Origin of the sequence: Parafrankia discariae (assembly GCF_000373365.1) — a bacterium.
Taxonomy (GTDB): domain Bacteria; phylum Actinomycetota; class Actinomycetes; order Frankiales; family Frankiaceae; genus Parafrankia; species Parafrankia discariae.
In genome coordinates this window covers 79,036-104,362 of the sequence record NZ_KB891252.1, presented here as the reverse complement: position 1 = coordinate 104,362, position 25,327 = coordinate 79,036, and the positions used below count along the sequence as shown (strand labels likewise).

The window sequence follows — 25,327 nt, the reverse complement described above, 5'->3', positions numbered from 1 at the left end:
CGTACCCGGGTGCCGCTCGGCCCGGCGTCGGATCGGAAGTAGAACATGGGTATTCGCAGGTACAAGCCGACGACGCCGGGGCGTCGTGGCTCGAGCGTCGCGGACTTCGTCGAGATCACCCGTGATCACCCGGAGAAGTCGCTCGTCCGCCCGCTGCACTCCAAGGGCGGTCGCAACGTCCACGGGCGGATCACGACCCGGCACCAGGGCGGCGGTCACAAGCGCGCCTACCGGATCATCGACTTCCGGCGGGACAAGGACGGCGTGCCGGCCAAGGTCGCGCACATCGAGTACGACCCGAACCGCACCGCGCGGATCGCTCTGCTGCACTACGTCGACGGCGAGAAGCGCTACATCCTCGCCCCGGTGAAGCTGCGCCAGGGCGACCTGGTCAGCTCGGGTGTCGGCGCGGACATCAAGCCGGGCAACGCCCTGCCGCTGCGCAACATCCCGACCGGCACCGTGGTGCACGCCATCGAGCTGCGTCCCGGCGGCGGCGCCAAGATCGCCCGCAGCGCCGGCACCAGTGTGCAGCTCGTGGCCAAGGACGGGCCGTACGCGCAGCTCCGGATGCCCTCCGGTGAGATCCGCAACGTCGACGTGCGCTGCCGCGCCACCGTCGGCGAGGTCGGCAACGCCGAGCAGAGCAACATCAACTGGGGCAAGGCCGGCCGCATGCGCTGGAAGGGCCGTCGGCCCACCGTGCGTGGTGTCGCGATGAACCCGGTCGACCACCCGCACGGTGGTGGTGAGGGCAAGACCTCCGGTGGCCGCCACCCGGTCAACCCGAAGGGCCGTCCGGAGGGCCGCACCCGCCGCACCAAGAAGTCCAGCGACGCGCTGATCGTCCGGCGCCGCAAGCAGAACAGGCGGCGCTAGTCATGACTCTGCTCGCCCGGCCGCCGGCCAGCCCGAGCCACACCCACCACTGAGCAGGAAGGAGGAGACACAGCCATGCCACGCAGTCTTAAAAAGGGCCCGTTCGTCGACGACCACCTGCTCAAGAAGGTGGACGTACAGAACGAGAAGGGCACCAAGCACGTCATCCGGACCTGGTCTCGTCGTTCGACCGTGATCCCCGACATGCTGGGCCACACGATCGCCGTGCACGACGGGCGCAAGCACGTCCCCGTGTTCATCACCGAGGGAATGGTCGGGCACAAGCTCGGCGAGTTCGCGCCCACGCGCACCTTCCGCGGGCACGTCAAGGAGGACCGGAGGTCACGCCGTGGCTGACGACCTCGTCGACGGCCTGACCCGCGCCGGTCTGCCCGGCGCGAAGGCGACCGCCCGCTACGTGCACACCTCGCCGACCAAGGCCCGCCGGGTCGTCGACCTGGTCCGCGGCCGGTCCGCGAGCGAGGCGCTCGACATCCTCCGGTTCGCCCCCCAGGCGGCGAGCACGGATGTCTACAAGGTCGTGGCGAGCGCGGTGGCGAACGCGGAGAACAACCACAACCTCGACCCGGCGACGCTCTGGATCGGCGCCGCCTACGTGGACGAGGGGCCGACGCTCAAGCGCATCCGGCCGCGCGCGCAGGGCCGGGCCTACCGGATCCGCAAGCGCACCAGCCACATCACGGTCGTGGTGGAGAGCCGGGAACCGGTGTCCACTGGCGCCGGCGCCAGGACTACAAGGAGGGCCCGGTAGTGGGGCAGAAGGTAAACCCGCACGGGTTCCGACTTGGCATCACGTCGGAGTTCACCTCCCGTTGGTACGCCGACAAGCAGTACAAGGCGTACGTCGGTGAGGACGTCAAGATCCGCAAGATGATGTCCAAGGGCATGGAGCGGGCGGGCATCAGCCGGGTCGACATCGAGCGCACCCAGGGTCGGCTGCGGGTGGACATCCACACCGCCCGCCCGGGCATCGTGATCGGCCGGCGTGGCGCCGAGGCCGACCGCATCCGCGGTGACCTCGAGAAGCTCACCGGCAAGCAGGTGCAGCTCAACATCCTCGAGGTGAAGAACCCCGAGGTCGACGCGCAGCTCGTGGCGCAGGGCGTCGCCGAGCAGCTCTCCAGCCGGGTCAGCTTCCGCCGCGCGATGCGCAAGGCGATGCAGTCCGCGATGAAGAGCGGTGCCAAGGGCATCCGGGTCCAGTGCTCGGGCCGCCTCGGCGGCGCCGAGATGAGCCGGTCGGAGTTCTACCGCGAGGGCCGGGTGCCGCTGCACACGCTGCGCGCGGACATCGACTACGGCTTCTACGAGGCCCGGACGAACTTCGGCCGGATCGGCGTGAAGGTCTGGATCTACAAGGGCGACATCGTCCAGAGCCGGGCGGAGCGGGAGGCCCAGGAGGCCCTGCTGCGTCAGCAGCGCCGGGAGCGCCCGCGCCGCGGGCCGCGCTCGGGCTCGTCCGGCACCACGCAGGGCGGCACGGACGCCGGTCGGGCCGCGGCCCGCGCCGGCGACCGCCGCGGCCGTGGTGGCAGCGGTGGCGGTGGCGGCTCGGCCGAGAAGGCCTCCGGCGCCGAGAAGGCCACGGCGGAGAAGCCGACGACCGAGTCGGCCGCGGTCGAGGGCACGCCGGTGGAGACCCCGGCGGTCGCGCCCGAGACCACCGCGGCCCCGGCCGCCGTGACGACCGCCGAGGCCCAGGGCGCGCCGGAGAAGGCGGAGGGTTAGGAAAACATGCTTATTCCCCGGAAGGTCGCGCACCGCAAGCAGCACCACCCGAAGCGGACGGGCGCGGCCAAGGGCGGCACGAGGATCGCCTTCGGTGAGTACGCGATCCAGTCGCTGGAGTCGGCCTACGTGACGAACCGGCAGATCGAGTCGGCGCGTATCGCGATGACCCGGCACATCCGGCGTGGTGGAAAGGTCTGGATCAACATCTATCCGGACCGCCCGCTGACGAAGAAGCCCGCCGAGACCCGGATGGGTTCCGGCAAGGGCTCGCCGGAGTGGTGGGTCGCGAACGTGAAGCCCGGACGCATCATGTTCGAGCTCTCCGGCGTGGCCGAGCCGGTCGCCCGTGAGGCGATGCGGCGCGCCATCCACAAGCTGCCGATGAAGTGCCGTTTCGTGACCCGTGAGGGTGGTGCCTGATGGCCGTCACGACCACGGACGACCTGCGCGGCCTGTCCGCCACCGAGCTGGTCGACAAGCTGCGCGAGGCCAAGGAGGAGCTGTTCAACCTCCGCTTCCAGGCCGCGACCGGGCAGCTCCGCAACAACCGCCGGCTGCGTGACGTCCGCCGGGACATCGCCCGGATCTACACCGTCATGCGTGAGCGCGAGCTCGGCATGAGCGGTGATCCGGCCGTCGCGGTGGACGCCGCCGAGTCGGATCGGGCGTGAGCGCAGTGAGCGGAGACGACGTGAGCGAAGTGAGCACGGACAGCACCAGCACTCCCGACACCGCGGAGGCGCCTTCCGAGCGCGGCTTCCGCAAGGTGCGTGAGGGTCTGGTGATCAGCGGCAAGATGCAGAAGACGGTGGTCGTCGCCGTCGAGGACCGGGTCCAGCACCCGCTCTACGGCAAGACGATCCGTCGTACCAAGAGGGTCAAGGCGCACGACGAGAACGGCACCGTCGGTGTCGGCGACCGCGTCCTGCTGATGGAGACGCGGCCGCTGTCGGCCACCAAGCGCTGGCGGGTCGTCCAGATCCTCGAGAAGGCGAAGTAGGTCCCTCTGGGGATCGCGGTGGATCGGCCGGTGGCAGGGCTCGCGTGAGGCGGGCCCGCCGCCGGCCGGACACGCAGACCTCGCGGTCGTCACCGGTGGCAGAGAGCAGAGCCGGTCGGCGGCGGTCGGGCGGCAACGGGTGATCAGGAGCGGAAAGTGATTCAGCAGGAGTCGCGACTTCGGGTCGCCGACAACACCGGAGCCAGGGAAATTCTGTGCATCCGGGTGCTCGGCGGCTCTGGGCGTCGTTACGCGGGGATCGGCGACATCATCGTCGGCACGGTGAAGGACGCCCTGCCCGGCGCCGGCGTGAAGCGCGGCGACGTGGTCAAGGCGGTCGTGGTGCGCACCAAGAAGGAACGGCGGCGCCCGGACGGCTCCTACATCCGTTTCGACGAGAACGCCGCGGTGCTCATCCGGGACGGGGGAGACCCCCGTGGTACCCGCATCTTCGGGCCGGTCGGCCGCGAGCTGCGGGACAAGCGTTTCATGAAGATTATTTCGCTGGCGCCGGAGGTGCTGTAGACCGTGGCCGGTATGAAGATCAAGAAGGGTGACACGGTCCAGATCGTCACGGGCAAGGACCGCGGCCTGAAGGGCAAGGTCATCCGGGCCATCCCCGACCAGAACAAGGTCGTGGTCGAGGGCGCGAACCGGATCACCAAGCACACCCGCGTCCAGCAGAGCTCGCGTGGCTCGCAGTCCGGCGGGATCGTCACCCAGGAGGCGCCGATCCACGTCAGCAACGTGATGATCGTCGACCCGTCCGACGGCCGTCCGACCCGCGTCGGTTACCGCTTCAACGACGACGGCACCAAGGTCCGGATCTCGCGCCGCACCGGTGCCGAGCTCTAGGCCCCCGGCGCAAGGCTAGGAAACGAGACATGAGTGTGACCACGGAAGCCCGGCCGGTCCCGCGGCTGAAGCAGCGGTACCGCGAGGAGATCGCCCCGGCGCTGCGGGAGGAGTTCTCCTACGGCAACGTCATGCAGATCCCCGGCGTGGTGAAGGTCGTCGTCAACATGGGCGTCGGCGACGCGGCCCGGGACGCGAAGCTGATCGACGGCGCGACCAGGGACCTCGCGGCCATCACCGGCCAGAAGCCGGCCGTGCGCCGGGCGAAGAAGTCCATCGCCCAGTTCAAGCTGCGCGAGGGCCAGCCCATCGGGGCGAAGGTGACCCTGCGCGGTGACCGGATGTGGGAGTTCCTCGACCGCCTGGTCACGATCGCGCTGCCCCGCATCCGCGACTTCCGCGGACTCTCGCCGAAGCAGTTCGACGGCGCCGGGAACTACACGTTCGGCGTGACCGAGCAGTCGATCTTCCATGAGATCGACATCGACCGGATCGACCGGGTCCGGGGCATGGACATCACGGTCGTGACCACCGCGACCAACGACGACGAGGGCCGGGCGCTGCTGAGGGCGCTGGGCTTCCCGTTCCGGGAGAGCTGAGAAATGGCGAAGAAGGCGCTGGTCGAAAAGGCCGCCCGCAAGCCCAAGTACGCCGTCCGCGGCTACACCCGCTGCCAGCGGTGTGGCCGCCCGCGCTCGGTCTACCGCGTGTTCGGCCTGTGCCGGGTGTGCCTGCGGCAGATGGCCCACCGCGGCGAGCTGCCCGGCGTGACCAAGAGCTCCTGGTAGTTCAACACACGATCGCGGTAGGCCCGCGCACCTCGTGCGCGAGCGGCGGGAACCCCCGTGAGAAAGGCGTCAAGCCATGACGATGACCGATCCGATCGCGGACATGCTCACCCGTGTCCGCAACGCCAACCGGGCTTATCACGACCGGGTGGTGATGCCGCACAGCAAGATCAAGACGCACATCGCCGAGATCCTCCAGCAGGAGGGTTACATCCTCGGCTGGCACGTCGAGGACCCCGCCGAAGGCGCGGTCGGCCGCACGCTGATCGTCGACCTGAAGTACGGCCCCAACCGGGAGCGGTCGATCGCGGGTGTGAAGCGGATCAGCAAGCCGGGTCTGCGTGTGTACGCCAAGTCGACGAACCTGCCGAAGGTCCTCGGTGGCCTGGGCGTCGCGATCATCTCCACCTCGTCGGGTCTACTGACCGACAGGCAGGCCGGCAAGCGGCGCGTGGGCGGGGAAGTCCTCGCCTACGTCTGGTAAGGAAGGCGAACGATGTCACGGATCGGGCGCCAGCCCATCAGTGTTCCCACCGGCGTGGAGATCTCTCTCGACGGCCCGAAGGTCACGATCAAGGGCCCCAAGGGTTCGCTGAGCCACACGGTCGCGGAGCCGATCGAGGTCGTCCGCGAGGACGGTCAGCTCATCGTCAACCGGCCGAACGACGAGCGGCGCAGCCGCTCGCTGCACGGCCTCACCCGCACCCTGGTGTCCAACATGGTCGTCGGGGTCACCACCGGGTACTCGAAGACCCTGGAGATCGTCGGGGTCGGGTACCGGGTCCAGGCTCGCGGCTCGGACCTCGAGTTCGCCCTCGGCTACAGCCACCCGGTACCGGTGAAGGCCCCCGAGGGCATCCGGTTCGAGGTGCAGACCCCCACCCGCTTCGTCGTGCACGGCATCGACAAGCAGCAGGTGGGCGAGGTCGCCGCCAAGATCCGCGGACTGCGCAAGCCCGACCCGTACAAGGGCAAGGGTGTGCGGTACCAGGGCGAGGTCGTTCGCCGCAAGGTCGGGAAGACCGGGAAGTAGGTAGACAGACATGGCAGTGAGCCTCAGCGCCAGCGCGCGCCGGCGGACGGCCAAGCTCCGCCGCCACGTCCGCGTGCGCAAGAAGGTGTCGGGCACCCCGATCCGGCCGCGTCTCGTCGTCACCCGGTCCTCGCGGCACATCTACGCCCAGGTCATCGACGACGTCGCCGGGCACACCCTGGCCTCGGCGTCCACGCTGGAGGACGGGCTGCGCGCCTCCGACGGGGACAAGAGCGGCAAGGCCCGCGAGGTCGGTCGGCTCGTCGCGGAGCGTGCGCGCGCCGCCGGGATCGACGCCGTGGTGTTCGACCGGGGCGGTCGCACCTACCACGGCCGGATCGCCGCGCTGGCCGACGCGGCCCGCGAGGGCGGGCTGAACTTCTGATGACCACATCCACTAGGGAGATGTTCTAGATGCCAGGCCAGCAGCGCCGCGGAGGCGGCTCCGGCGGTTCCGACCGCCGCGAGCGCCGCGACCGTTCGGGCGGTGGCCCGGCGCAGGAGAAGACCGCTTATGTCGAGCGGGTCGTCGCCATCAACCGCGTGGCGAAGGTCGTGAAGGGCGGGCGTCGGTTCAGCTTCACGGCGCTCGTCGTGGTGGGCGACGCGGACGGCACCGTCGGCGTCGGCTACGGGAAGGCCAAGGAGGTCCCCGCGGCGATCGCCAAGGGGGTCGAGGAGGCCAAGAAGCACTTCTTCAAGGTCCCGCGGATCGGCTCCACCATCCCGCACCCGGTGCAGGGTGAGGAAGCCGCCGGTGTCGTGCTGCTCAAGCCCGCCTCGCCCGGTACCGGTGTCATCGCCGGTGGTCCGGTGCGCGCCGTGCTGGAGTGCGCCGGGGTGCACGACGTACTGTCGAAGTCACTCGGGTCGTCCAACCCGATCAACATCGTGCACGCGACTGTCGCCGCGCTGCGCGGTTTGATGCGTCCCGAGGAGATCGCCGCCCGCCGTGGGCTGCCGCTGGAGGATGTCGCTCCGCCGGCGATGCTGCGCGCGCGGGCGGCCGGGGTCGGTGCGTAATGGCCAAGTTGCGCATCACGCAGATCCGCTCCGAGATCGGCGGCACCCGTAACCAGCGCGAGACGCTGCGCACGCTGGGGCTACGCAAGATCAACGCGAGCACCGTCCGTGACGACCGTCCCGAGGTCCTCGGGATGATCGCGACCGTGACCCATCTCGTGCGGGTCGAGGAGGTGGACTCCTGATGGCCGAGAAGACGCTGGAGAAGTCGGACTCCGCCACCGCGGAGGAGCGCGGCCGCGGGCTGAAGGTCCACCACCTTCGCCCGGCGCCGGGCGCCCACAAGAAGAAGCAGCGCGTGGGCCGCGGTGAGGGCTCCAAGGGCAAGACGGCCGGCCGTGGCACCAAGGGCTCGAAGGCACGCAAGCAGGTGCCGGCGCGCTTCGAGGGCGGCCAGATGCCCCTGCACATGCGGGTTCCCAAGCTCAAGGGCTTCCGTAACCGGTTCCGCACCGAATACCAGGTGGTGAACGTCGCCACCCTGGAGGAGCTGTTCCCCGACGGCGGCGCGATCGGCGTCGACGACCTGGTCGCCGCCGGCGCGATCCGGGGCAAGTCGCTGGTGAAGGTGCTCGGCGACGGCGAGATCGGCGTGGCCGTCCAGGTGACGGCGCATGCCTTCTCCGGTTCGGCGAAGCAGAAGATCGAGGCCGCCGGGGGCAGTGTCACCCAGGCGTGAGAGTGGCCTCGGGGCGGGTGGGGCGACCTAGCCGTCCCGAGGCGTTCGTGCGTTTCCGCACCGGCGCGCCGCAGTTGGCCGCCGGTGTCACCGAGGCCCGGTGGCCCTTGGGCCACCGGAGTCCAGGAGCCTGAATCGTGACACCGCGTAGTGGCCACTGTGGAGCGCGGCGGAGGGCGACAGCCGACGTAACGGCTCGCCGGTGACGCTGCAACGGGTGCCTCCTCGCTCTGCGTCTCGAGTACACCGGTGCCTACCGCGAGTGATGTCCGGACGAGTGGGCCTCGGGTGCTGTTAGAGTCGCCTCACCGCGTACGGTCGGCTTCGGCGGCCAGCGGCGATCCGTACCGGACATCGAGTCCGTCCCGTCAGCCGTAAGGATCAGCAGGAGGAGTCGTGCTCACCGCCTTCACGCGGGCCTTCCGCACGCCCGACCTGCGGAAGAAACTGCTCTTCACCCTTGGTGTCGTCGTCCTGTTCCGGTTGGGCAGCGTCATGCCCTCACCCGGTGTCTCCACGGCGGCGGTGAACGCGTGTCTGGACTCGGCCAGCGCCGAAAGCAACAACGTGTACTCGCTGATCAACCTCTTCAGCGGTGGCGCCCTCCTTCAGCTCTCGGTGTTCGCGCTCGGCATCATGCCGTACATCACCTCGAGCATCATCATCCAGCTTCTGGTGGTGGTGATTCCGCGACTCGAGCAGCTGAAGAAGGAAGGCAGCTCGGGTGAGCAGAAGCTCACCCAGTACACCCGCTATCTGACGGTCGCCCTGGGCATCCTGCAGGCCACCGGCATCGTGGCGCTCGCCCGCAGTGGCCGGCTCTTCCCCGGCTGCAGCGCCCAGATCATCCCGGACACGAGCCTCTTCCGCATCGTCACCATCGTGATCACAATGACCGCGGGAACAGCGGTCATCATGTGGATGGGTGAGCTCATCACCGCCCGCGGCGTGGGCAACGGCATGTCGCTGCTGATCTTCACCTCGATCGCCGCGGCCCTGCCCTCCCAGGGCGGGCGGATCCTGCAGGTCGCCGGTGGCGTCGTGTTCGGCCTGGTGATTCTGCTCGGTCTGGCCATCGTCGTGTTCGTCGTGTTCGTCGAACAGTCGCAGCGCCGCATTCCGGTCCAGTACGCGAAGCGGCTGATCGGGCGCCGGATGTACGGCGGGACCTCCACCTATCTCCCGATCAAGGTGAACCAGGCCGGCATCATCCCGGTCATCTTCGCCTCCTCGCTGCTCCAGCTCCCGCAGCTCGTGGGTCAGGTGTGGAGCAACCAGACCTTCCAGGACTTCGAGCAGCGCTACCTGTCGCGCGGGGACCACCCGCTCTACCTCGTGGCCTACGGTGCACTGATCATCTTCTTCACGTACTTCTATGTCGCGATCACCTTCAACCCGACGGAGGTCGCCGACAACATGAGGAAGTACGGCGGGTTCATCCCCGGGATCCGACCCGGCCGGCCCACGGCCGAATACCTGGATCACGTGCTGTCCCGCATCACTCTCCCTGGCTCGCTGTTCCTGGGGGTCATCACGGTGTTGCCGTTGGCGCTTCTCAACCTGACGAAGGACCAGCCCTTCCCGTTCGCTGGTACCTCGGTTTTGATCATGGTGGGAGTGGGGCTGGAGACCGTGAAACAGATCGAAAGCCAGCTCATGCTGCGCAACTACGAAGGATTCCTCCGGTAGTGCGCCTCGTACTGGTCGGACCGCCAGGCGCCGGCAAGGGGACGCAGGCCGCCTTCATCGCGCAGGCGAGATCCATTCCGAAGATCTCGACCGGCGACATCTTCCGGGCGAACGTCCGCGAGGGAACCGAGCTCGGTGTCCTCGCGAAGGCGTACATGGACGCCGGTGACCTCGTCCCCGACGAGATCACCATCGGCATGGTGCGCAACCGTCTCGCCGAGGACGACGCGGTCAAGGGCTTCCTCCTGGACGGCTTCCCACGCAACGTCCCGCAGGCCGAGGTGCTCGGCGGCATGCTGGACGCTATGGGCACGCGTCTCGATGTGGTCCTCGAGCTGGTCGTCGACGACGACGAGGTGGTGCGGCGGCTCTCCGGGCGGCGCACCTGTCGGAACTGCGGCCACATCTGGCACCTCGACTTCGACCCGTCCCGGGTCGAGGGAATCTGTGATCGGTGCTCGGGGGAGTTGTTCCAGCGCGACGACGACCGTTCTGAGACGGTGCGCCACCGCCTCGAGGTGTACGCCGAGCAGACCTCCCCGCTCGTCGCGTACTACGCGGCCAAGGGCGTGCTCATCGGCATCGACGCGACCGGCCCGGTCGACAACGTGACCGACCGCGCCCTCGACGCGCTACGCCACTACGGCGACTGACCGGGGCCGACCCCGGTCAGTCGCGTCGTGACACCGCCATACCTCGCGTCCGCGGCGGTTCCGGTACGGAGCGGGCCCTCGGTCCTTCGCGGCCTGCGCCGCGGTCGAGGTCGTCCGCTGGCCCGCGGTCGCCGTATGCCCGCGTTTTCCGCCGGCGACGTCCGCTCTCGACGAACGAGCTCCCATCTCCGTCACCGCGGACGGTTATCGTCGGTAGGGGACGGGCGCGGGAACGCGCCGGCGGGGCCCGTGGGCACGGCAGGCACGTGAGCGCGGCAGGGAACGTGAGCGCGGCAGGTCCGTGCCGGGGCGGCTGCGCCGGCGGGGTACGGGTCCCGGCCGGGCTCAGCCGAGGCGACGGGCAGTCGTACGTCGCGAACACTACTGAGGGACGGGACCGGTAGAGCGTGGCACGACGAGAGCACGTCCAGATCAAGACGGCATCCGAGATCGCCAAGATGCGGGTGGCCGGGCTGCTCGTCGCGAAGACCCTGGCGGCGCTGCGCGCGGCGGTGGCTCCGGGCGTCACCACGGAGGATCTCGACGCCCTCGCGGAGCGGACGATCCGCGCCGACGGCGGCATCCCCTCCTTCAAGGGCTACGCGCACCCCCCGTACCCGGCCTCGATCTGCAGCTCGGTGAACAACGAGGTGGTGCACGCGATCCCCAGCCGGCGCCGGGTGCTGCGCGAGGGGGACATCATCTCCATCGACTGCGGCGCGATCGTCGACGGCTGGCACGGCGACGCCGCGATCACCGTCCCGGTCGGCGAGGTGCCCACCGAGGTCCTGGACATGCTCCGGGTCTGCGACGAGGCGCTGTGGCGGGGCCTTGCCGCCGCCCAGCTCGGCGGCAGGCTGACGGACATCAGCAACGCGGTGGAGCGGGCCATCCTCCCCCACGGGTACGGGATCGTCGACCACTACGGCGGGCACGGCATCGGGTCGGAGATGCACCAGCCGCCGCACGTGCTGAACTACGGCCGGGCCGGCCGCGGGATGAAGCTGGTCGAGGGCGTCGCGCTGGCCATCGAGCCGATGATCACCCTCGGCTCGCCGGACACCGTCATCCTCGAGGACGAATGGACGGTCGCGACCAGGGACGGCTCGCTCGCCGCGCACACCGAGCACTCGGTCGCTGTCACCCCGCGTGGTCCGTGGGTGCTCACCGAGCCGGACGGCGGCGTGGCGAGGTTCGCGGAGCTGGGGGTGGCCTGCGGGCAGCCCGCCGACGCGCCCACCGGCTGAGCGGTCAGGCGCACCAGCCGGTCCGATCAGGGTCGTGTGGGGCCCGTGTTGGCCCTTGACGGATGCGGCACGTACACTCATGAGTCGACGGTCTACAGCGTTGTCGGTGTCCATCTTTTTGTACGGTGGCTCCGCGCGGTGATCTCGCGTGAACGCACTCTCGGGTGCGCGATCGCTCGCCCCAGGCGGGTCCGGGCCGTCATCCCAGCGTCGACGTCAGGACAGCGGAGGACATGCCGAAGAAGGACGGGGCCATCGAGATCGAAGGCCGAGTGGTGGAGCCGCTCCCGAACGCCATGTTCCGGGTGGAGCTCCAGAACGGTCATCGTGTTCTCGCCCACATCAGTGGCAAGATGCGTCAGCACTACATCCGGATCCTTCCCGAGGACCGGGTGGTGGTGGAGCTCTCGCCATACGACCTGTCCCGCGGTCGCATCGTCTACCGCTACAAGTAGTCGTCAACTCACCAGCGAGCGCGGCCCACGGCTGCGTGTGGAGGTTCGTGCGGCCGTGAAGGTCAAGCCGAGCGTGAAGAAGATCTGCGACAAGTGCAAGGTGATCCGCCGTCACGGGCGTGTCATGGTCATCTGCGACAACCTGCGCCACAAGCAGCGCCAGGGCTGATCGCGGTCGGCGGGCCAGCGGGCCTGCCGACGGTCACCGGCGGGCCAGGCGCCCGCCGGTGACATCCGGCGGGTCTGATGGGCCCGCCGCCAGAAGCGACACCAGGCCGCGTCACGCGGTCCCACCCCCGGTCGGAGGCCGGGGCCTCGTCGGTTTCACGGACCGATGCCACCCGTCAGGGAGGCGTCGCTCTCCGGGCCGAGGCGGGGGCGGTGTCGCCCGAGACCTCCGGGTTCAGGAAGGAACCACCGCGTCATGGCACGCCTCTCCGGCGTCGACCTTCCCCGCGAAAAGCGGGTTGAGATCGCGCTGACCTACATCTTCGGGATCGGCCGCAGCCGTTCTCGGGACACCCTCGCCGCGACCGGGGTCAACCCGGACACCCGGGTCCGGGACCTCACCGACGACGAGGTCCAGAAGCTTCGGGAGTGGATCGACGCCAACTACCGCGTCGAGGGCGATCTCAACCGCGAGATCAAGCAGGACATCCGCCGCAAGATGGAGATCGGCTGCTACCAGGGTCTCCGTCACCGCCGCAACCTTCCCGTCCACGGCCAGCGCACGCACACCAACGCGCGTACCCGCAAGGGCCCGCGCCGTGCCATCGCCGGGAAGAAGAAGGCCGGCAAGAAGTAGTCACCGGTCCCACCCGGGCCCCGGCGCCCGGGTTCCGCGACCGCTGATCGACGACCTCGTAGACGGAGACCACGGGCTATGCCTCCCAAGACACGCACCGCCGGCGTCAAGAAGGTCCGGCGGAAAGAGAAGAAGAACGTCGCCCACGGGCACGCTCACATCAAGAGCACGTTCAACAACACGATCGTCTCGATCACGGACCCCAGCGGTAACGTGATCTCGTGGGCGTCGGCCGGCCACGTCGGCTTCAAGGGCTCCCGCAAGTCCACTCCGTTCGCCGCGCAGATGGCCGCTGAGAACGCGGCTCGCAAGGCGCAGGAGCACGGGATGCGCAAGGTCGACGTCTTCGTGAAGGGCCCCGGCTCCGGCCGGGAGACCGCGATCCGTTCGCTGCAGGCCGCCGGCCTGGAGGTCGGGGCGATTCAGGACGTCACCCCGACCCCGCACAACGGCTGCCGCCCGCCGAAGCGTCGCCGGGTCTGAAGTCCGCGCCAGGGATACGAGAGAGAAGGACGAGCATGGCCCGTTACACCGGCGCGGACTGCAAGCGTTGCCGCCGCGAGAAGACGAAGCTGTTCCTCAAGGGCAGCAAGTGCGAGACCCCGAAGTGCCCGATCGAGATCCGGCCGTACCCGCCGGGCGAGCACGGCCGTGGCCGCACGAAGGACTCCGAGTACCTGCTGCAGAAGCGCGAGAAGCAGAAGTGCGCGCGCATCTACGGCATTCTGGAGAAGCAGTTCCGGGGCTACTACGACGAGGCGAACAGGCGTGCCGGCAAGACCGGTGACGAGCTGTTGAAGATCCTCGAGTCGCGCCTGGACAACGTGGTGTACCGGGGTGGCTTCGCGCCGTCCCGGGACGCCGCCCGCCAGGCCGTCCGGCACGGTCACGTGCAGGTCAACGGCCGCAAGGTCGACATCCCGAGCTACCGGGTCACCGAGAACGACATCGTGGAGATCGCGCCGAAGTCGCGCGAGCTCACCCCGTTCATCGTGGCCCGCGAGACCGCGGGGTCCGGCCGCACCGTCCCGCCGTGGATCGAGGCCATCCCCAGCCAGATGCGCCTGCTCGTCCACTCGCTGCCCGCGCGCCAGGTGATCGACACCCAGGTGCAGGAGCAGTTGATCGTCGAGCTCTACTCGAAGTAGTCGCCGTCGTCCGGCGCCGGTCTCGTGCCGGCGCCGGGTTGGCGTCGGTCCCCGGTCCCGTGCCGGGGTCGGGTGGCGGCCGGGCCGCGGATCATTCCCGCCCGGCGTACTGTTGTGTGGTGCGGGGGCGGACCGATGCCCCCGTGCCGGCTCCTTGTCGGGAGCTCCCACGGCGTCATATGGCGGTCGCCGTGTTCGGAAGGAAGTTCTCTCATGCTGATCGCTCAGCGTCCCTCGCTCGTCGAGGACCCGATCTCCGAGTTCCGGTCGCGTTTCGTGATCGAGCCGCTCGAGCCGGGCTTCGGCTACACCCTCGGCAACTCGCTGCGTCGCACCCTGCTGTCCTCCATCCCGGGCGCGGCCGTGACGAGTATCCGGGTGGACGGCGTCCTGCACGAGTTCTCCACGGTTCCCGGGGTCAAGGAGGACGTGACCGACCTGATCCTGAACCTCAAGGAACTGGTCGTCAGCTCCGACAACGACGAGCCGACCGTGATGTACCTGCGCAAGCAGGGCCCTGGTGAGGTCACCGCGGCCGACATCGCGCCGCCGGCCGGCGTCGAGGTGCACAACCCCGACCTGCACCTGGCCACCCTCAACGACAAGGGCAAGCTCGAGATCGAGCTGACCGTCGAGCGGGGCCGTGGCTACGTCAGCGCCGCCCAGAACAAGCAGCCGGGGCAGGAGATCGGTCGTATCCCGATCGACTCCATCTACTCCCCGGTGCTGAAGGTGACCTACAAGGTCGAGGCGACCCGTGTGGAGCAGCGCACGGACTTCGACCGGCTCATCGTCGACGTGGAGACGAAGCAGTCGATCTCCCCGCGGGACGCGATGGCCAGCGCCGGCAAGACCCTCGTCGGCCTGTTCGGGCTGGCCCAGGAGCTCAACGCCGAGGCGGAGGGCGTCGACATCGGCCCGTCCGCGGCGGACGCCGCCCTGGCCGCCGACCTGGCGCTGCCGATCGAGGAGATGGACCTGACCGTCCGCTCGTACAACTGCCTCAAGCGCGAGGGCATCCACACCATCGGTGAGCTGGTGTCCCGCAGCGAGGCGGATCTGCTCGACATCCGTAACTTCGGGCAGAAGTCGATCGACGAGGTCAAGACCAAGCTGGGTGCCATGGGCCTGCAGCTCAAGGACTCCCCGCCCGGGTTCGACCCGCGTCAGGCCGTCGACACGTACGGCACCGACACGTACAACCCGTCGTTCTCCGACCCGTCCGACGACGGTCGCGAGTTCGTCGAGACCGAACAGTACTGATCTGACCGTGTGTCCCCGGTCGCCCGGTTCCAGCCGGTCGCCCGGGGCGCACGTCCACCGGGGGCCTAGCCGTGCTTCCCGGCGGCGCCCGGAGAGCAGCGAAAGGAACGAGGAGCACCCATCATGCCCACGCCAACCAAGGGCGCCCGGCTCGGCGGCAGCCCCGCACATGAGCGGCTGCTGCTGGCCAACCTCGCCACCGCGCTGTTCGAGCACGGTGGCATCACGACCACTGAGGCCAAGGCGCGCCGGCTGCGTCCCTACGCCGAGCGCCTGGTCACCCACGCGAAGCGTGGTGACCTGCACGCGCGGCGCAGGGTGATGCGGGTCGTCCGGAACAACTCGGTCGTCCACACGCTCTTCACCGAGATCGGCCCGCGCTACGCCGACCGTCCCGGTGGCTACACGCGGATCGTGAAGCTCGGCCCCCGCCGGGGCGACGCGGCGCCGATGGCCCGCATCGAGCTGGTAGAGGCGCTGACCGTCGCGCAGACGGCCGTCGCCGAGGCCGAGCGTGCCCGTGGCACCCGTTTCGCGGCCCGCAAGGCTCCGACCGGGGCGACGGCGGAGGCCGCCGACGACCTCAAGAACGAGTCGCCGACCGCCGCCGCGGTGGCGGCCGAGGCCCAGGCGGAGCAGCCCACCGCCGAGGCCGGCGCCGCGGACGACGCGGCGACGACCAAGGCCGAGGACACCAAGCCGGAGAGCTGATGATGCCGGTCGGCCGTCGCCCGGTCCGACCGCTCACGTTGGTCTCTGGTCCAGGCAGGAGCCCGTCGCCCATCATGGGCGGCGGGCTCCTGCCCTGTGGCGCCCCGCCGGGCGTCCTGCCGCTCACGGCGGTCCGGGCCGGGGCGACCCGTGGCGGCCGTGTCGTGGGGTGGGAGAACGTGATGGGACCACCGGCCACCGGCGAGGCGCCGGAACCGGGGGCCGGTGCCCCTGGTCGCGGTGGCCCTGGTGGCGGTGGCCCTGGTGGCGACGGTGCTGGCCATGGCCCCGGGAAGGCCGTGCGCGGGGTTGATCGGCCGGCGCAGCTTCGACACGAGGGACGCGCGCTCATGAGACCGGCCGAGGGACTGATCCGGCTGCGCCTGGACCTCGCCTACGACGGCACGGCCTTCGCCGGCTGGGCCCGCCAGCCCGGCCAGCGGACGGTCCAGGGCGACGTCGAGGACGCGCTGATGCGGGTCGCGCGGCTGCCCGCGGTCCGGCTCACCGTCGCCGGGCGGACAGATTCCGGTGTGCACGCCGCCGGCCAGGTGGCCCACGTCGACATTCCCGACGACACACCGGTCGGCGGGCTCGCCCGCAGGCTGAACGGGGTGCTCGACCGCGCCGTCCGGGTGAAGGGCCTCGCCCCCGCCCCGGACGGGTTCGACGCCCGCTTCTCGGCGCTGTCCCGCAGATACGTCTACCGGATCACCGACGCCCCGTACGGCGCGGACCCGCTGCGCCGTTTCGACACCCTGGCCTCGCCGCGGCCGCTGGACGTCCCGGCGATGGCCGAGGCGGCGCTGCTCCTGCTCGGCGAGCACGACTTCGCGGCCTTCTGCCGGCGGCGTGAGGGCGCCACGACCGTGCGCACCCTGCTGCGCCTGGACGTCTCCCGTTCCCCCGGCCTCATCCTCGCCGACGTCGAGGCGGACGCGTTCTGCCACTCCATGGTGCGGGCCCTGGTCGGTGCGCTGGTGGCCGTGGGGGAGGGCCGGCGGCGCCCGGAGTGGGTGGCCGGGGTCCTGGGCCGGGGCATGCGCGACCCCGCGGTGACCGTCCTGCCGGCCCACGGGCTGACCCTGGTGGAGGTCCGTTACCCGCCGGACACCGCCCTCGCCGCACGGGCCCAGGTGACCCGGGCGGTCCGCGTGCCGACGACGCCGTCCGGCTGACGCCGCCCCGCTAGCGCCGCCCGGCGGGTCCGGTCAGCGGGTGCCGGAGGTCGGGCTGGGCGCGGTGCCGGTCCCGCCGACGAGCATCCGCTGGGCGATCGGCTCGGTGGCGATCAGCCCGAGATCCGTGATCATGTTCCGGAGGGCCGGGTCGCTGGCCGAGCCCTGGCTGCCGTCCACGTAGGCGAGCTGAGTGAGGATCATGTAGTGCCCGCGGGCGATCGCGGCGCGCCAGGAGTTGTCGCCGCCCGGGCTGAGGATCCGCGGGTTCTGGATGGAGCCCGCCGGGATCGGCGGTGCCGCCACCCCACCTCGCCCCTCCGCCGCGATCTTCGCCGCCGCCGTCGCGGTGGCCTGCTCGTCAACGACGAAGACCGAGAGGCCGGCGAGCACCTGCGGCTGACCGGCGACCGGGACGCTGACATACAGGGCACGGACGAGCTGGCGGCACACACTGCCCTTGAGCGCGGTGACGAGCTCCCCGCTCAGGTCCGGACATCCCGTGACGAGGCTGCTGGCGATGCGGGTGTAGTTGTGCCCCTGGATGGTGACCCGTTCGTCGGCGAAGAACTCGTTCGGCCGCACCGCGGTGGAGTCGGACCGCGCGCTGTTGATGAAGTTCGGGTCGACGGACGGGGCGGTCGGCCTGGCGCCGGCCGCGGTGGATCCACCGTCGCCGCCGCGAAGCACCGTGACCACTGCTCCCGCGGCGAGGACGACGAGGACGAGGCCGACGGCCACCGCGAGGACGCCTCGCGACCGGAAGGCCCACCGCCAACCCGCCGCCGGTATGTCGCTCTCCGCCGGCAGTTGGAAGCGTCTCGGCTGGAAGGCGGCGAACCGCCCGGGAACGGGCTCGTCCTCGGGATAGGGATCGTCGTGCGCGGTGTCGAATCTGGGCCCGCCCGGCGCACCCGCCGGGTGGGCATGGTCAGGGGCGGGCCTTTCCGTGGCCGCGGGCTCCGCCGACTTCGTGAGAACGGGAAGCGGACTCGTGGCGGTCCGGACCTGGAAGGAATAGCCGTCCGTCCGGGGACCGGTCGACGGGTCACCCGCCGGCCCGGCCCCGGCGCCGCCACCGCCCAGGACCGCGCCGTCCGTCGCGGGACCGGCGGCTGCCGGGCCACCCTGGCCGGTGGCGAGGACAGGGCCGGTGGCGAGGACAGGGCCGGTGGAGCTGGTCGAGCTGGTCGCGCCGGTGAACGGTTGCCCGTACGGCGGCGTTCTGTCGGCGGACTGGCCGCCGAGCGGATGCCCGCCGGTGGGAGGTCCGCCGAGCGGATGGCCGCCGGTCGGATAGCCGCCCGGCGTGTGGCCGGCGAGGGGATAGGCGCCGGTGGAGTAGGTGGGCATCGGGCCGAAGAGCGGATCCTCGACCGGAGGCGTCCAGCCGCCCGAGTCCGGCAGGCCGCCCGAGTCCGCCGCGGCCCAGCCCGCGGCGGCGTCCCCCGGGCCCGCGTCCGGGGCCGCGTCCGGGGCCACGTCCATCGGGCTCGTGCCGGGCTGGAACGGGTCCGGGGCGCCCCACCGTGGCGCCGGCCCGCCGGAAGCGGGGTCCACCGGGTCGGGCGGACCGCCCGGAGCCCCGTACCAGGGCGACGCGGCGACGGCGTTCGGATCCAGGGCCCACCGGAGGTCGTCATGGGGCGATGGGCCGCCGTGCGGCCCCGTCGCGCCGGTGGATGGCCCGCCGCTGCCGGGTTCGGGTGGCATGCGCTCCTCCTCGCTCGTCCCCCCGACGGCCTGCCGCCTGCTGCCCGGTGCCTGCTACGGCTCCGTGCGGCGCTCGGCCGGCGGAGGGCGGCGCGGCTCCCGTGGAAGCCGACGCGCCCGGCCGGTGGGCGAAAGAATATAGGAGCTAGTCATATGGGCCAGTCAGGGCTGTTCCGGTCGCCCGTCGCGGCCGCGCGACGGGCCGGGCCATGGAGATGACGCCGCCGGGCGGCCGGATCGGCCGGGTGTCCGGGGCGATCCGGCCGGGCGTCCGCCCCGCGGCCGGGAGCCGTAGGTCCTGCTCCGCCGATCGCCTGGTAACCTCAAAGACTGCTGCGGTCCTCAGCCCCCTCGTGGGTGAAGCCCCGCGTGCAGAGGGCTCGTATGCAGAGGACCCGCGTGCTGTGGGTCCAAATGCTGTGGGTCCAAATGCTGGGGGCCCGCACCCACACTTCGGGTAACGCGACTCTTGGCAATGCATCTGGCACACCTCGCCTTGCAACGCACCTCGCCTTGCAGGGCACCTCGCTAGCGACATCGACGAGGCTCCCCGCGAGTTCGTCCGAACGAGAAGGCAGACCTGTGCGCACGTACCAGCCCAAGCCCGCGGACGTACAGCGCGCGTGGCACATCATCGATGCCACCGACGTCGTGCTCGGTCGGCTGGCCAGCCAGGCGGCCCAGCTCCTGCGCGGCAAGAACAAGCCGTACTTCGCCCCGCACATCGACACGGGCGACTTCGTAGTGATCATCAACGCCGGCAAGGTCGCGATGACCGGCAACAAGCGCGAGCAGGCCAAGTACCACCGGCACTCGGGCTTCCCGGGTGGTCTGCGCAGCACGTCCTACGGCGAGCTGCTCGACACGCGTCCCCACGTGATCGTCGAGCGGGCGATCCATGGGATGCTGCCGCACAACCGGCTCGGCCGCGCGCAGGGCAGCAAGCTGAAGGTGTACGCGGGCCCGACTCACCCGCACCAGGCGCAGCAGCCCGTCCCGTACGAGATCAAGCAGGTCGCGCAGTAGTCGCGGCTCGATGGGCATCCCGAACCGCGCGGGTGGCGTTCAGCGCCCGTTCGACTGACGGCCCGACATGACCGATCGGGCCGTTTCGGGTGGCCTCGAGCGATCTGGTTACAAACAAGGAAGGAACGCGACGTGGCTGTCGTGACCGACGCCCAGGGCAATCCCCGTGCTACCGGGCGGCGCAAGGAGGCGGTCGTCCGGGTGCGCCTGATCCCGGGCACCGGCAACTGGACCCTCAACGGGCGCAAGCTCGAGGAGTACTTCCCCAACAAGGTGCATCAGCAGCTCGTGAACGAGCCGCTGAAGACCCTGGAGAAGGCTGAGTCCTACGACGTGGTGGCCCGCCTGCACGGCGGTGGCGTCTCCGGCCAGGCCGGCGCGCTGCGCCTGGCCATCGCCCGGGCGCTGCTCATCGTCGACGAGGAGGCGCGCCCCACTCTGAAGAAGGCGGGCTTCCTCACCCGGGACGCCCGGGTGAAGGAGCGGAAGAAGTACGGCCTGAAGAAGGCCCGTAAGGCGCCTCAGTACAGCAAGCGCTGACCCGCTGCCCACTGCGTGCGGTGGTCGAGCCCGGCAGGCACGTCCTGCCGGGCTCACAGTCGCGCGGTGGTTTCGTTCCATCCAGTGGTCTCGTTCCGTTGTCCGCGCGGCGTGCCGGTGGCGCGCGGCGGTGCTGCTCCGATCCCTTGGGAGGCCTCAGTGGCGAGGCTTTTCGGCACCGACGGCGTCCGCGGTGTCGCGAACGCCGACCTGACGGCGGAGCTGGCGCTCGCGCTGGCGTCCGCCGCGGTGGAGGAGGTCGCGGACCGCGGCACCCCGCCGCCCGGTCCGGTGGACGGCGTGCCGGTCGCCCGGTCCGCGAACGCCGACGGGATCGACCACCGGCCGCTCGTCGTCGTGGGGCGGGACACCCGCCCCTCCGGTGAGTTCCTCGAGGCCGCGGTCGTGGCAGGTCTGGCCCGCGCGGGCGCGGACGTCACCCGGATCGGGGTCGTGCCGACCCCCGCGGTGTCCTACGTGGTCGCCGCGACCGGCGCGGACCTGGGCGTGATGCTCTCCGCGAGCCACAACCCGATGCCCGACAACGGGATCAAGCTGTTCGCCGCGGGCGGGCTGAAGCTGCCGGACGACGTCGAGGACGCCATCGAGCGCCGGATGACCGCCCCGGCGGCGCGCCGTCCGACGGCGGCCGCGGTCGGGCGGGTCCGCGACGACAGCACGCTCGTGGACGGGTACGTCGACCACCTGCTGGCGACCCTGCCCGGCGGCCCTGGTGGGCTGCGCGGCCTGCGGGTCGTCGTGGACTGCGCCCAGGGCGCCGCCTCCGACCTCGCCCCGCGGGTCCTGCGCGCCGCCGGCGCCGACGTCATCGCGCTGCACGCGGACGGTGACGGCCTGCGCATCAACGACCGGTCCGGGGCGACCCATCTCGACAGCCTGTGCGACGCCGTCCTGGCGCACGGCGCCGACGCCGGCATCGCCCACGACGGCGACGCCGACCGTTGCCTGGCCGTGGACTCCACCGGCGAGATCGTCGACGGTGACCAGATCCTCGCGCTCTGCGCGCTGGCACTCGCCGAGCGCGGCGAGCTCGAGCGCGGCACCGTCGTCGTCACCGTGATGTCGAATCTCGGCTTCCACCACGCCATGCGCGACGCCGGCATCGACGTGGTCACCACCCCGGTCGGGGACCGCTACGTCCTGGAGGCCATGCGCTCCGGTGCCTACTCGCTCGGCGGGGAACAGAGCGGGCACGTGGTCTTCCTCCGCCACGCCGGCACCGGCGACGGGCTGCTCACCGCCCTGCAGATCCTCGGCCGGATGGCGGAGACCAGCCAGCCGCTGCACGAGCTGGCGAAGGTGATGACCCGGCTGCCGCAGGTCCTGGTGAACGTCCGCGGCGTCGACCGGGCGCGCGCGGAGAGCTCCGACGAGCTGCGGGCCGCGGTGGCCGACGCCGAGGCGGAGCTGGGCGGGACCGGCCGGGTCCTGCTGCGGCCGTCCGGCACCGAGCCGCTGGTGCGGGTGATGGTCGAGGCGCCGACGGACGAGCTGGCCCGGGACGTCGCCGGTCGGCTCGCCGACGTCGTGCAGCGCGCCCTGCGCTGATCCAACGTTCCCGCCCGGCAAAGGGACATCCCCGGCAACCGAGCGGTCCGTGCCCGGCGCCCGGACCGGACTGCGTACGCTGAGCAACATGTGCGGGATCATTGGTTACGTCGGTGATCAATCGGCCTTGGACGTCGCGCTGAGCGGGTTGCGCCGGCTGGAGTACCGCGGCTACGACTCCGCGGGGGTCGCCGTCGTCGGCGCGGGCGCGCTGCGTACCGCGCGCCGTGCCGGGCGGCTCGCCAACCTGGAGAAGGTCCTCGGCGAGGACAACGACCCCATGCCCGGCACGACGGGGATGGGGCACACCCGCTGGGCGACCCACGGCGGCCCGACCGACGTCAACGCCCACCCGCACACCGACTGCACCAGCACCGTCGCGGTGATCCACAACGGAATCATCGAGAACTTCGCCGAGCTGCGCGCCGAGCTGGAGGCGGCCGGCCACGAGCTGGCCAGCGAGACCGACACCGAGGTCGTCGCCCACCTGCTCGAGATCGAGATGGCCCGCGACCCCGGCACCCGCGCGGCCGGCGCGGCGGCGCCGAGATCGGCCGGGTCGGCGGGGTCGGCCGCCGGGGCGGCGATCGCGCACCCGCTCAGCGAGGCGGTGCGCAACGTGTGCCGCCGACTGGAGGGCGCCTTCACGCTCGTCGTCCTGCACCGCGACCATCCCGAGGTCGTCGTGGGCGCGCGGCGCAACAGCCCGCTCGTCGTCGGTCTCGGCGCGGGCGAGACCTTCCTGGCCAGTGACGTCTCCGCGTTCATCGCGCACACCCGCGAGGCGCTCGAGATCGGCCAGGACCAGCTCGTCGAGGCCCGGCGCGAAGGCGTGACCGTCTACGACTTCGCCGGTGCCGTCGTCGAGGGCCGCCGCTACCACGTCGACTGGGACGCGAGCGCCGCCGAGAAGGGCGGCTACCCCTACTTCATGCTGAAGGAGATCAGCGAGCAGCCGACGGCGCTCGCCGACACGCTGCGCGGCCGGCTCTCCGCGGAGGGCACGATCGTCCTGGACGAGGAGCGCCTCTCCGACCAGGACTTCCGCGACATCGACAAGGTCTTCATCGTGGCCTGCGGGACGGCCTACCACGCCGGCCTGATCGCCAAGTACGCGATCGAGCACTGGACGCGGCTGCCCTGCGAGGTCGAGATGGCCTCGGAGTTCCGCTACCGCGACCCGGTGCTCGACCGTTCGACGCTGGTCGTCGCGATCAGCCAGAGCGGCGAGACGCTCGACACCCTGATGGCGGTCAAGCACGCCCGGGAGCAGAAGGCCCGCGTGCTGGCGATCTGCAACACCAACGGCTCGACGATCCCGCGTGAGTCGGACGCCGTCCTGTACACCCGGTGCGGCCCCGAGGTGGGCGTCGCGGCGACGAAGACGTTCCTCGGGCAGGTGGCGGCCTGCCTGCTCGTCGGGCTGTTCCTGGCCCAGACCCGGGGTGTCCTCTACGGCGACGAGGTCGCCGCCTACGTGGACCGGCTACAGCGCGTCCCGGAGCTCGTCCGGCGCACGCTCGCCACCGTCGAGCCGGTGCGGGAGCTCGCCCGCGGCCTGGCCGACGCCAAGGCGGTGCTCTTCCTCGGCCGCCACGTCGGCTACCCGGTGGCGTTGGAGGGCGCGCTCAAGCTGAAGGAACTGGCCTACATGCACGCTGAGGGCTTCCCAGCCGGGGAGCTGAAGCACGGCCCGATCGCGCTGATCGAGCCCGGCCTGCCGGTGGTCGTGATCGTGCCGTCGCCGCGCGGGCGGGCGAGCCTGCACGGGAAGATCGTCTCCAACATCCAGGAGGTCCGGGCCCGCGGTGCCCGGACGATCGTGATCGCGGAGGAGGGCGACACCGCCGTCGAGCCCTACGCGGACCACCTGATCCGGGTGCCCGCCACGTCGTCGCTGTTCGCGCCGCTGGTCACGACGCTGCCGCTGCAGGTCTTCGCCTGCGAGCTCGCGCTCGCCCGTGGGCTGGACGTCGACCAGCCGCGCAACCTGGCCAAGTCCGTCACGGTCGAATAGCACCAGCCCAGCTCAACCTCGGTGCCGGTGCCGCCGGGGATCGCCGAACTGTGTTGGCTCAGCCTGTCTGTGCCCTGGCCCGACAACACGCTTGTCGGTCCGGGCCCGGCCCCGGGTCCGGACCCGGGGACAGCCCCGGGGCCGGGTCCGGGCCCGACCAGGGAGGCCCAGGCCCGGGTTGTCGAAGCACCGGGTTGTCGAAGCACCGGGCCGGGGAGGCGTGCCGGCGCGGTGACCGGCACGCCTCGTCCGGGTGTCAGCTCAGGTCCTTCGGCTGTCCGCCCGGCGCGCCCGTGCCGCCACCGGCTGGGCCGGGCTTCGCGGGACCGGTCGTGCCGGTGGGCCCTGAGCCGTCGCCGCCGTCCTCGGCCGGTCGGTCGGCCGCCGGCGCGTCCGCCAGGTCGCCGGCGAGGATGCGGTACAGGCCCCGCCGGGTCTCGGTGAGGAGATCCCGGGCCGCGGCGATCTGGTCGGCGTCGCCGGCCTGCGCGACCTGGACGACCGCCGCGCCGACCCCGAAGGCCAGCGTCCGCAGCGCCGTGGTCTCGTCGTCCGCGCTCGCCGCCGCGGTCTCCCACGGCTTGGCCGTTCCGGCGCGGGCCTCCACGTGGGCGCGGCCGGCGTCGGTGAGGTGGAAGACGCGGCGCCCGTCGCGCTCCTCGGCGCGGACCAGCCCCTCGTCGGCGAGCAGTGACAGCACGGGGTAGACCGAGCCGGGGCTCGGCCGCCAGACCCCGCCGCTGCGGGAGGCCAGCTCGCCGATCATCTGGTAGCCGTGCATCGGCTCCTCGGCGAGCAGCGCGAGCAGGGCCTCACGGACGTCGCCGCGGGCGACCCGGGCCCCGCGTCCGAAACCGGGCCCCGGCGGGAAGCCGCGGCCGAACGGCCAGCCGCCCGGCCCGAACCCGCCCGGCCCGAAGGGCCCGCCCGGGCGGCCGCCCCGACCCCCACGCCCGCGCGGGCCGGGGCCGGGCTCACCGCCACGGTCGCCGGGGCCGTGCTCGCCGGGGCCGTGGCCACCGGGACCGTGGTCGTCGTGCATGTGGCTGCGGTGCCCGCCGTGCGCGTGCCCGTGGTGCTCGCGGTGCCCGCCGTGAACATGGCTGTGCTCGCCCGGTCGGCACGAGCCTCTCGCCGCCTCGGCCAGTGCGAAAAGCCGGGCGGGATCCAGGAACCGGGTGGGGTCGAACGGCAGGTAGCGGCCCCAGGTGTCCCAGCGGGCATCCCATCCCGGCATGGCGTGTGAACTCATTGTGATCTCCCTTGAAAATGGATCGCGTTGCTTCGCGTACGTTCACGATATA

The 25,327-nt window shown here is 71.2% G+C and carries 34 protein-coding genes; 32 read left to right on the top strand and 2 right to left on the bottom strand.

The window, feature by feature from the left end; translation table 11 throughout:
* The first annotated feature begins 45 nt into the window (after nt 1–45).
* The 28 genes from rplB (at nt 46) to truA (ending at nt 17,158) form a co-directional block, all read left to right on the top strand.
* Nucleotides 46–879: a 50S ribosomal protein L2 gene (gene rplB / locus B056_RS0127865; protein ID WP_018505129.1), complete on the top strand. Its 834-nt coding sequence runs from the start codon at nt 46–48 to the stop codon at nt 877–879.
* 75 nt (nt 880–954) lie between these two features.
* Nucleotides 955–1,236: a 30S ribosomal protein S19 gene (rpsS, locus tag B056_RS0127860; RefSeq protein ID WP_018505128.1), complete on the top strand. Its 282-nt coding sequence runs from the start codon at nt 955–957 to the stop codon at nt 1,234–1,236.
* Nucleotides 1,229–1,651 (top strand): 50S ribosomal protein L22, encoded by a 423-nt coding sequence (gene rplV, locus B056_RS0127855; RefSeq protein WP_018505127.1) that lies wholly within the window; start codon nt 1,229–1,231, stop codon nt 1,649–1,651. The genes rpsS and rplV overlap by 8 nt, the downstream gene beginning before the upstream one ends.
* Nucleotides 1,651–2,628 (top strand): 30S ribosomal protein S3, encoded by a 978-nt coding sequence (rpsC, locus tag B056_RS0127850; protein WP_018505126.1) that lies wholly within the window; start codon nt 1,651–1,653, stop codon nt 2,626–2,628. The genes rplV and rpsC overlap by 1 nt, the downstream gene beginning before the upstream one ends.
* 6 nt (nt 2,629–2,634) lie before the next feature.
* A complete protein-coding gene (gene rplP, locus B056_RS0127845) occupies nt 2,635–3,051 on the top strand; it encodes a 50S ribosomal protein L16 (RefSeq protein ID WP_018505125.1) in 417 nt (138 codons plus the stop codon).
* Nucleotides 3,051–3,302, top strand: coding sequence for a 50S ribosomal protein L29 (gene rpmC, locus B056_RS0127840; protein ID WP_018505124.1), 252 nt, complete (start codon nt 3,051–3,053; stop codon nt 3,300–3,302). The genes rplP and rpmC overlap by 1 nt, the downstream gene beginning before the upstream one ends.
* 20 nt (nt 3,303–3,322) lie before the next feature.
* Nucleotides 3,323–3,631, top strand: coding sequence for a 30S ribosomal protein S17 (gene rpsQ, locus B056_RS0127835; RefSeq protein WP_026240219.1), 309 nt, complete (start codon nt 3,323–3,325; stop codon nt 3,629–3,631).
* A gap of 156 nt (nt 3,632–3,787) precedes the next feature.
* Entirely contained in the window at nt 3,788–4,156 is a 369-nt protein-coding gene (gene rplN, locus B056_RS0127830; protein WP_018505122.1) for a 50S ribosomal protein L14, read from the top strand.
* Nucleotides 4,157–4,168: 12 nt separating this feature from the next.
* On the top strand, nt 4,169–4,486 hold the full coding sequence (gene rplX / locus B056_RS0127825; RefSeq protein ID WP_018505121.1) for a 50S ribosomal protein L24: 318 nt from the start codon (nt 4,169–4,171) through the stop codon (nt 4,484–4,486).
* A 29-nt stretch (nt 4,487–4,515) separates the two neighbouring features.
* On the top strand, nt 4,516–5,085 hold the full coding sequence (rplE, locus tag B056_RS0127820; protein WP_018505120.1) for a 50S ribosomal protein L5: 570 nt from the start codon (nt 4,516–4,518) through the stop codon (nt 5,083–5,085).
* 3 nt (nt 5,086–5,088) lie between these two features.
* Nucleotides 5,089–5,274 (top strand): type Z 30S ribosomal protein S14, encoded by a 186-nt coding sequence (locus B056_RS0127815; RefSeq protein ID WP_006539145.1) that lies wholly within the window; start codon nt 5,089–5,091, stop codon nt 5,272–5,274.
* 76 nt (nt 5,275–5,350) lie between these two features.
* Nucleotides 5,351–5,758: a 30S ribosomal protein S8 gene (gene rpsH / locus B056_RS0127810; RefSeq protein ID WP_018505119.1), complete on the top strand. Its 408-nt coding sequence runs from the start codon at nt 5,351–5,353 to the stop codon at nt 5,756–5,758.
* 12 nt (nt 5,759–5,770) lie between these two features.
* Complete coding sequence (gene rplF / locus B056_RS0127805; RefSeq protein WP_018505118.1) at nt 5,771–6,307, top strand: 50S ribosomal protein L6; 537 nt, start codon at nt 5,771–5,773, stop codon at nt 6,305–6,307.
* A 10-nt stretch (nt 6,308–6,317) separates the two neighbouring features.
* Nucleotides 6,318–6,692 (top strand): 50S ribosomal protein L18, encoded by a 375-nt coding sequence (gene rplR / locus B056_RS0127800; protein ID WP_018505117.1) that lies wholly within the window; start codon nt 6,318–6,320, stop codon nt 6,690–6,692.
* A gap of 29 nt (nt 6,693–6,721) precedes the next feature.
* Nucleotides 6,722–7,330: a 30S ribosomal protein S5 gene (gene rpsE / locus B056_RS0127795; RefSeq protein WP_018505116.1), complete on the top strand. Its 609-nt coding sequence runs from the start codon at nt 6,722–6,724 to the stop codon at nt 7,328–7,330.
* On the top strand, nt 7,330–7,515 hold the full coding sequence (gene rpmD, locus B056_RS0127790; protein ID WP_018505115.1) for a 50S ribosomal protein L30: 186 nt from the start codon (nt 7,330–7,332) through the stop codon (nt 7,513–7,515). Before rpsE ends, rpmD begins: the two co-directional genes overlap by 1 nt.
* Entirely contained in the window at nt 7,515–8,009 is a 495-nt protein-coding gene (gene rplO, locus B056_RS0127785; RefSeq protein ID WP_018505114.1) for a 50S ribosomal protein L15, read from the top strand. Before rpmD ends, rplO begins: the two co-directional genes overlap by 1 nt.
* 396 nt (nt 8,010–8,405) lie before the next feature.
* The gene (secY, locus tag B056_RS0127780; protein WP_018505113.1) at nt 8,406–9,698 is read left to right on the top strand and encodes a preprotein translocase subunit SecY; all 1,293 of its coding nucleotides are present in this window, start codon (nt 8,406–8,408) and stop codon (nt 9,696–9,698) included.
* Nucleotides 9,698–10,351: an adenylate kinase gene (locus B056_RS0127775; RefSeq protein WP_018505112.1), complete on the top strand. Its 654-nt coding sequence runs from the start codon at nt 9,698–9,700 to the stop codon at nt 10,349–10,351. The genes secY and B056_RS0127775 overlap by 1 nt, the downstream gene beginning before the upstream one ends.
* A 407-nt stretch (nt 10,352–10,758) precedes the next feature.
* Nucleotides 10,759–11,598, top strand: a complete 840-nt coding sequence (gene map, locus B056_RS0127770; protein WP_018505111.1) for a type I methionyl aminopeptidase — start codon at nt 10,759–10,761, stop codon at nt 11,596–11,598.
* Between the two features lie 233 nt (nt 11,599–11,831).
* A complete protein-coding gene (gene infA / locus B056_RS0127765) occupies nt 11,832–12,053 on the top strand; it encodes a translation initiation factor IF-1 (RefSeq protein WP_006541558.1) in 222 nt (73 codons plus the stop codon).
* 55 nt (nt 12,054–12,108) lie between these two features.
* Entirely contained in the window at nt 12,109–12,222 is a 114-nt protein-coding gene (rpmJ, locus tag B056_RS0127760; RefSeq protein ID WP_003956441.1) for a 50S ribosomal protein L36, read from the top strand.
* Between the two features lie 255 nt (nt 12,223–12,477).
* Nucleotides 12,478–12,858, top strand: a complete 381-nt coding sequence (gene rpsM, locus B056_RS0127755; RefSeq protein ID WP_018505109.1) for a 30S ribosomal protein S13 — start codon at nt 12,478–12,480, stop codon at nt 12,856–12,858.
* Between the two features lie 78 nt (nt 12,859–12,936).
* Nucleotides 12,937–13,341: a 30S ribosomal protein S11 gene (gene rpsK / locus B056_RS0127750; RefSeq protein WP_018505108.1), complete on the top strand. Its 405-nt coding sequence runs from the start codon at nt 12,937–12,939 to the stop codon at nt 13,339–13,341.
* 35 nt (nt 13,342–13,376) lie between these two features.
* The gene (gene rpsD, locus B056_RS0127745; RefSeq protein WP_018505107.1) at nt 13,377–14,006 is read left to right on the top strand and encodes a 30S ribosomal protein S4; all 630 of its coding nucleotides are present in this window, start codon (nt 13,377–13,379) and stop codon (nt 14,004–14,006) included.
* Between the two features lie 213 nt (nt 14,007–14,219).
* Complete coding sequence (locus tag B056_RS0127740; RefSeq protein ID WP_018505106.1) at nt 14,220–15,269, top strand: DNA-directed RNA polymerase subunit alpha; 1,050 nt, start codon at nt 14,220–14,222, stop codon at nt 15,267–15,269.
* 123 nt (nt 15,270–15,392) lie between these two features.
* Entirely contained in the window at nt 15,393–15,980 is a 588-nt protein-coding gene (rplQ, locus tag B056_RS0127735; RefSeq protein WP_018505105.1) for a 50S ribosomal protein L17, read from the top strand.
* A 350-nt stretch (nt 15,981–16,330) separates the two neighbouring features.
* Nucleotides 16,331–17,158 carry a tRNA pseudouridine(38-40) synthase TruA gene (gene truA / locus B056_RS0127725; protein ID WP_018505103.1) on the top strand — a complete coding sequence of 276 codons (828 nt, stop codon included), beginning with the start codon at nt 16,331–16,333 and terminating at the stop codon, nt 17,156–17,158.
* 33 nt (nt 17,159–17,191) lie between these two features.
* Here the strand turns inward: truA and B056_RS39765 are convergent, their stop codons facing one another.
* A complete protein-coding gene (locus tag B056_RS39765; protein WP_051105760.1) occupies nt 17,192–18,871 on the bottom strand; it encodes a hypothetical protein in 1,680 nt (559 codons plus the stop codon).
* A gap of 582 nt (nt 18,872–19,453) precedes the next feature.
* Between B056_RS39765 and rplM the strand changes: the two genes are divergently transcribed.
* The 4 genes from rplM to glmS all read left to right on the top strand — a co-directional run bounded on the left by rplM (nt 19,454) and on the right by glmS (nt 24,023).
* Nucleotides 19,454–19,897, top strand: a complete 444-nt coding sequence (rplM, locus tag B056_RS0127715; protein ID WP_018505102.1) for a 50S ribosomal protein L13 — start codon at nt 19,454–19,456, stop codon at nt 19,895–19,897.
* Nucleotides 19,898–20,029: 132 nt separating this feature from the next.
* Nucleotides 20,030–20,437 carry a 30S ribosomal protein S9 gene (gene rpsI / locus B056_RS0127710; protein ID WP_018505101.1) on the top strand — a complete coding sequence of 136 codons (408 nt, stop codon included), beginning with the start codon at nt 20,030–20,032 and terminating at the stop codon, nt 20,435–20,437.
* Nucleotides 20,438–20,596: 159 nt separating this feature from the next.
* The gene (glmM, locus tag B056_RS0127705; RefSeq protein WP_018505100.1) at nt 20,597–22,006 is read left to right on the top strand and encodes a phosphoglucosamine mutase; all 1,410 of its coding nucleotides are present in this window, start codon (nt 20,597–20,599) and stop codon (nt 22,004–22,006) included.
* Nucleotides 22,007–22,094: 88 nt separating this feature from the next.
* The gene (glmS, locus tag B056_RS0127700) at nt 22,095–24,023 is read left to right on the top strand and encodes a glutamine--fructose-6-phosphate transaminase (isomerizing) (RefSeq protein WP_026240218.1); all 1,929 of its coding nucleotides are present in this window, start codon (nt 22,095–22,097) and stop codon (nt 24,021–24,023) included.
* Nucleotides 24,024–24,279: 256 nt separating this feature from the next.
* Here glmS and B056_RS0127695 read toward each other — a convergent pair whose 3' ends face one another.
* Complete coding sequence (locus B056_RS0127695; protein ID WP_026240217.1) at nt 24,280–25,275, bottom strand: PadR family transcriptional regulator; 996 nt, start codon at nt 25,273–25,275, stop codon at nt 24,280–24,282.
* Nucleotides 25,276–25,327 lie beyond the last annotated feature (52 nt).

Excerpts from the sequence above, each read along its gene's own strand:
- rplB (WP_018505129.1), top strand. The coding sequence starts at position 46 with ATGGGTATTCGCAGGTACAAGCCGACGACGCCGGGGCGTCGTGGCTCG.
- rpsS (WP_018505128.1), top strand. The coding sequence starts at position 955 with ATGCCACGCAGTCTTAAAAAGGGCCCGTTCGTCGACGACCACCTGCTC.
- rplP (WP_018505125.1), top strand. The coding sequence starts at position 2,635 with ATGCTTATTCCCCGGAAGGTCGCGCACCGCAAGCAGCACCACCCGAAG.
- rpmC (WP_018505124.1), top strand. The coding sequence starts at position 3,051 with ATGGCCGTCACGACCACGGACGACCTGCGCGGCCTGTCCGCCACCGAG.
- rplX (WP_018505121.1), top strand. The coding sequence starts at position 4,169 with ATGAAGATCAAGAAGGGTGACACGGTCCAGATCGTCACGGGCAAGGAC.
- rplE (WP_018505120.1), top strand. The coding sequence starts at position 4,516 with ATGAGTGTGACCACGGAAGCCCGGCCGGTCCCGCGGCTGAAGCAGCGG.
- B056_RS0127815 (WP_006539145.1), top strand. The coding sequence starts at position 5,089 with ATGGCGAAGAAGGCGCTGGTCGAAAAGGCCGCCCGCAAGCCCAAGTAC.
- rpsH (WP_018505119.1), top strand. The coding sequence starts at position 5,351 with ATGACGATGACCGATCCGATCGCGGACATGCTCACCCGTGTCCGCAAC.
- rplF (WP_018505118.1), top strand. The coding sequence starts at position 5,771 with ATGTCACGGATCGGGCGCCAGCCCATCAGTGTTCCCACCGGCGTGGAG.
- rplR (WP_018505117.1), top strand. The coding sequence starts at position 6,318 with ATGGCAGTGAGCCTCAGCGCCAGCGCGCGCCGGCGGACGGCCAAGCTC.
- rpsE (WP_018505116.1), top strand. The coding sequence starts at position 6,722 with ATGCCAGGCCAGCAGCGCCGCGGAGGCGGCTCCGGCGGTTCCGACCGC.
- rpmD (WP_018505115.1), top strand. The coding sequence starts at position 7,330 with ATGGCCAAGTTGCGCATCACGCAGATCCGCTCCGAGATCGGCGGCACC.
- rplO (WP_018505114.1), top strand. The coding sequence starts at position 7,515 with ATGGCCGAGAAGACGCTGGAGAAGTCGGACTCCGCCACCGCGGAGGAG.
- infA (WP_006541558.1), top strand. The coding sequence starts at position 11,832 with ATGCCGAAGAAGGACGGGGCCATCGAGATCGAAGGCCGAGTGGTGGAG.
- rpsM (WP_018505109.1), top strand. The coding sequence starts at position 12,478 with ATGGCACGCCTCTCCGGCGTCGACCTTCCCCGCGAAAAGCGGGTTGAG.
- rpsK (WP_018505108.1), top strand. The coding sequence starts at position 12,937 with ATGCCTCCCAAGACACGCACCGCCGGCGTCAAGAAGGTCCGGCGGAAA.
- rpsD (WP_018505107.1), top strand. The coding sequence starts at position 13,377 with ATGGCCCGTTACACCGGCGCGGACTGCAAGCGTTGCCGCCGCGAGAAG.
- B056_RS0127740 (WP_018505106.1), top strand. The coding sequence starts at position 14,220 with ATGCTGATCGCTCAGCGTCCCTCGCTCGTCGAGGACCCGATCTCCGAG.
- rplQ (WP_018505105.1), top strand. The coding sequence starts at position 15,393 with ATGCCCACGCCAACCAAGGGCGCCCGGCTCGGCGGCAGCCCCGCACAT.
- truA (WP_018505103.1), top strand. The coding sequence starts at position 16,331 with ATGAGACCGGCCGAGGGACTGATCCGGCTGCGCCTGGACCTCGCCTAC.
- B056_RS39765 (WP_051105760.1), bottom strand. The coding sequence starts at position 18,871 with ATGCCACCCGAACCCGGCAGCGGCGGGCCATCCACCGGCGCGACGGGG.
- glmS (WP_026240218.1), top strand. The coding sequence starts at position 22,095 with ATGTGCGGGATCATTGGTTACGTCGGTGATCAATCGGCCTTGGACGTC.
- B056_RS0127695 (WP_026240217.1), bottom strand. The coding sequence starts at position 25,275 with ATGAGTTCACACGCCATGCCGGGATGGGATGCCCGCTGGGACACCTGG.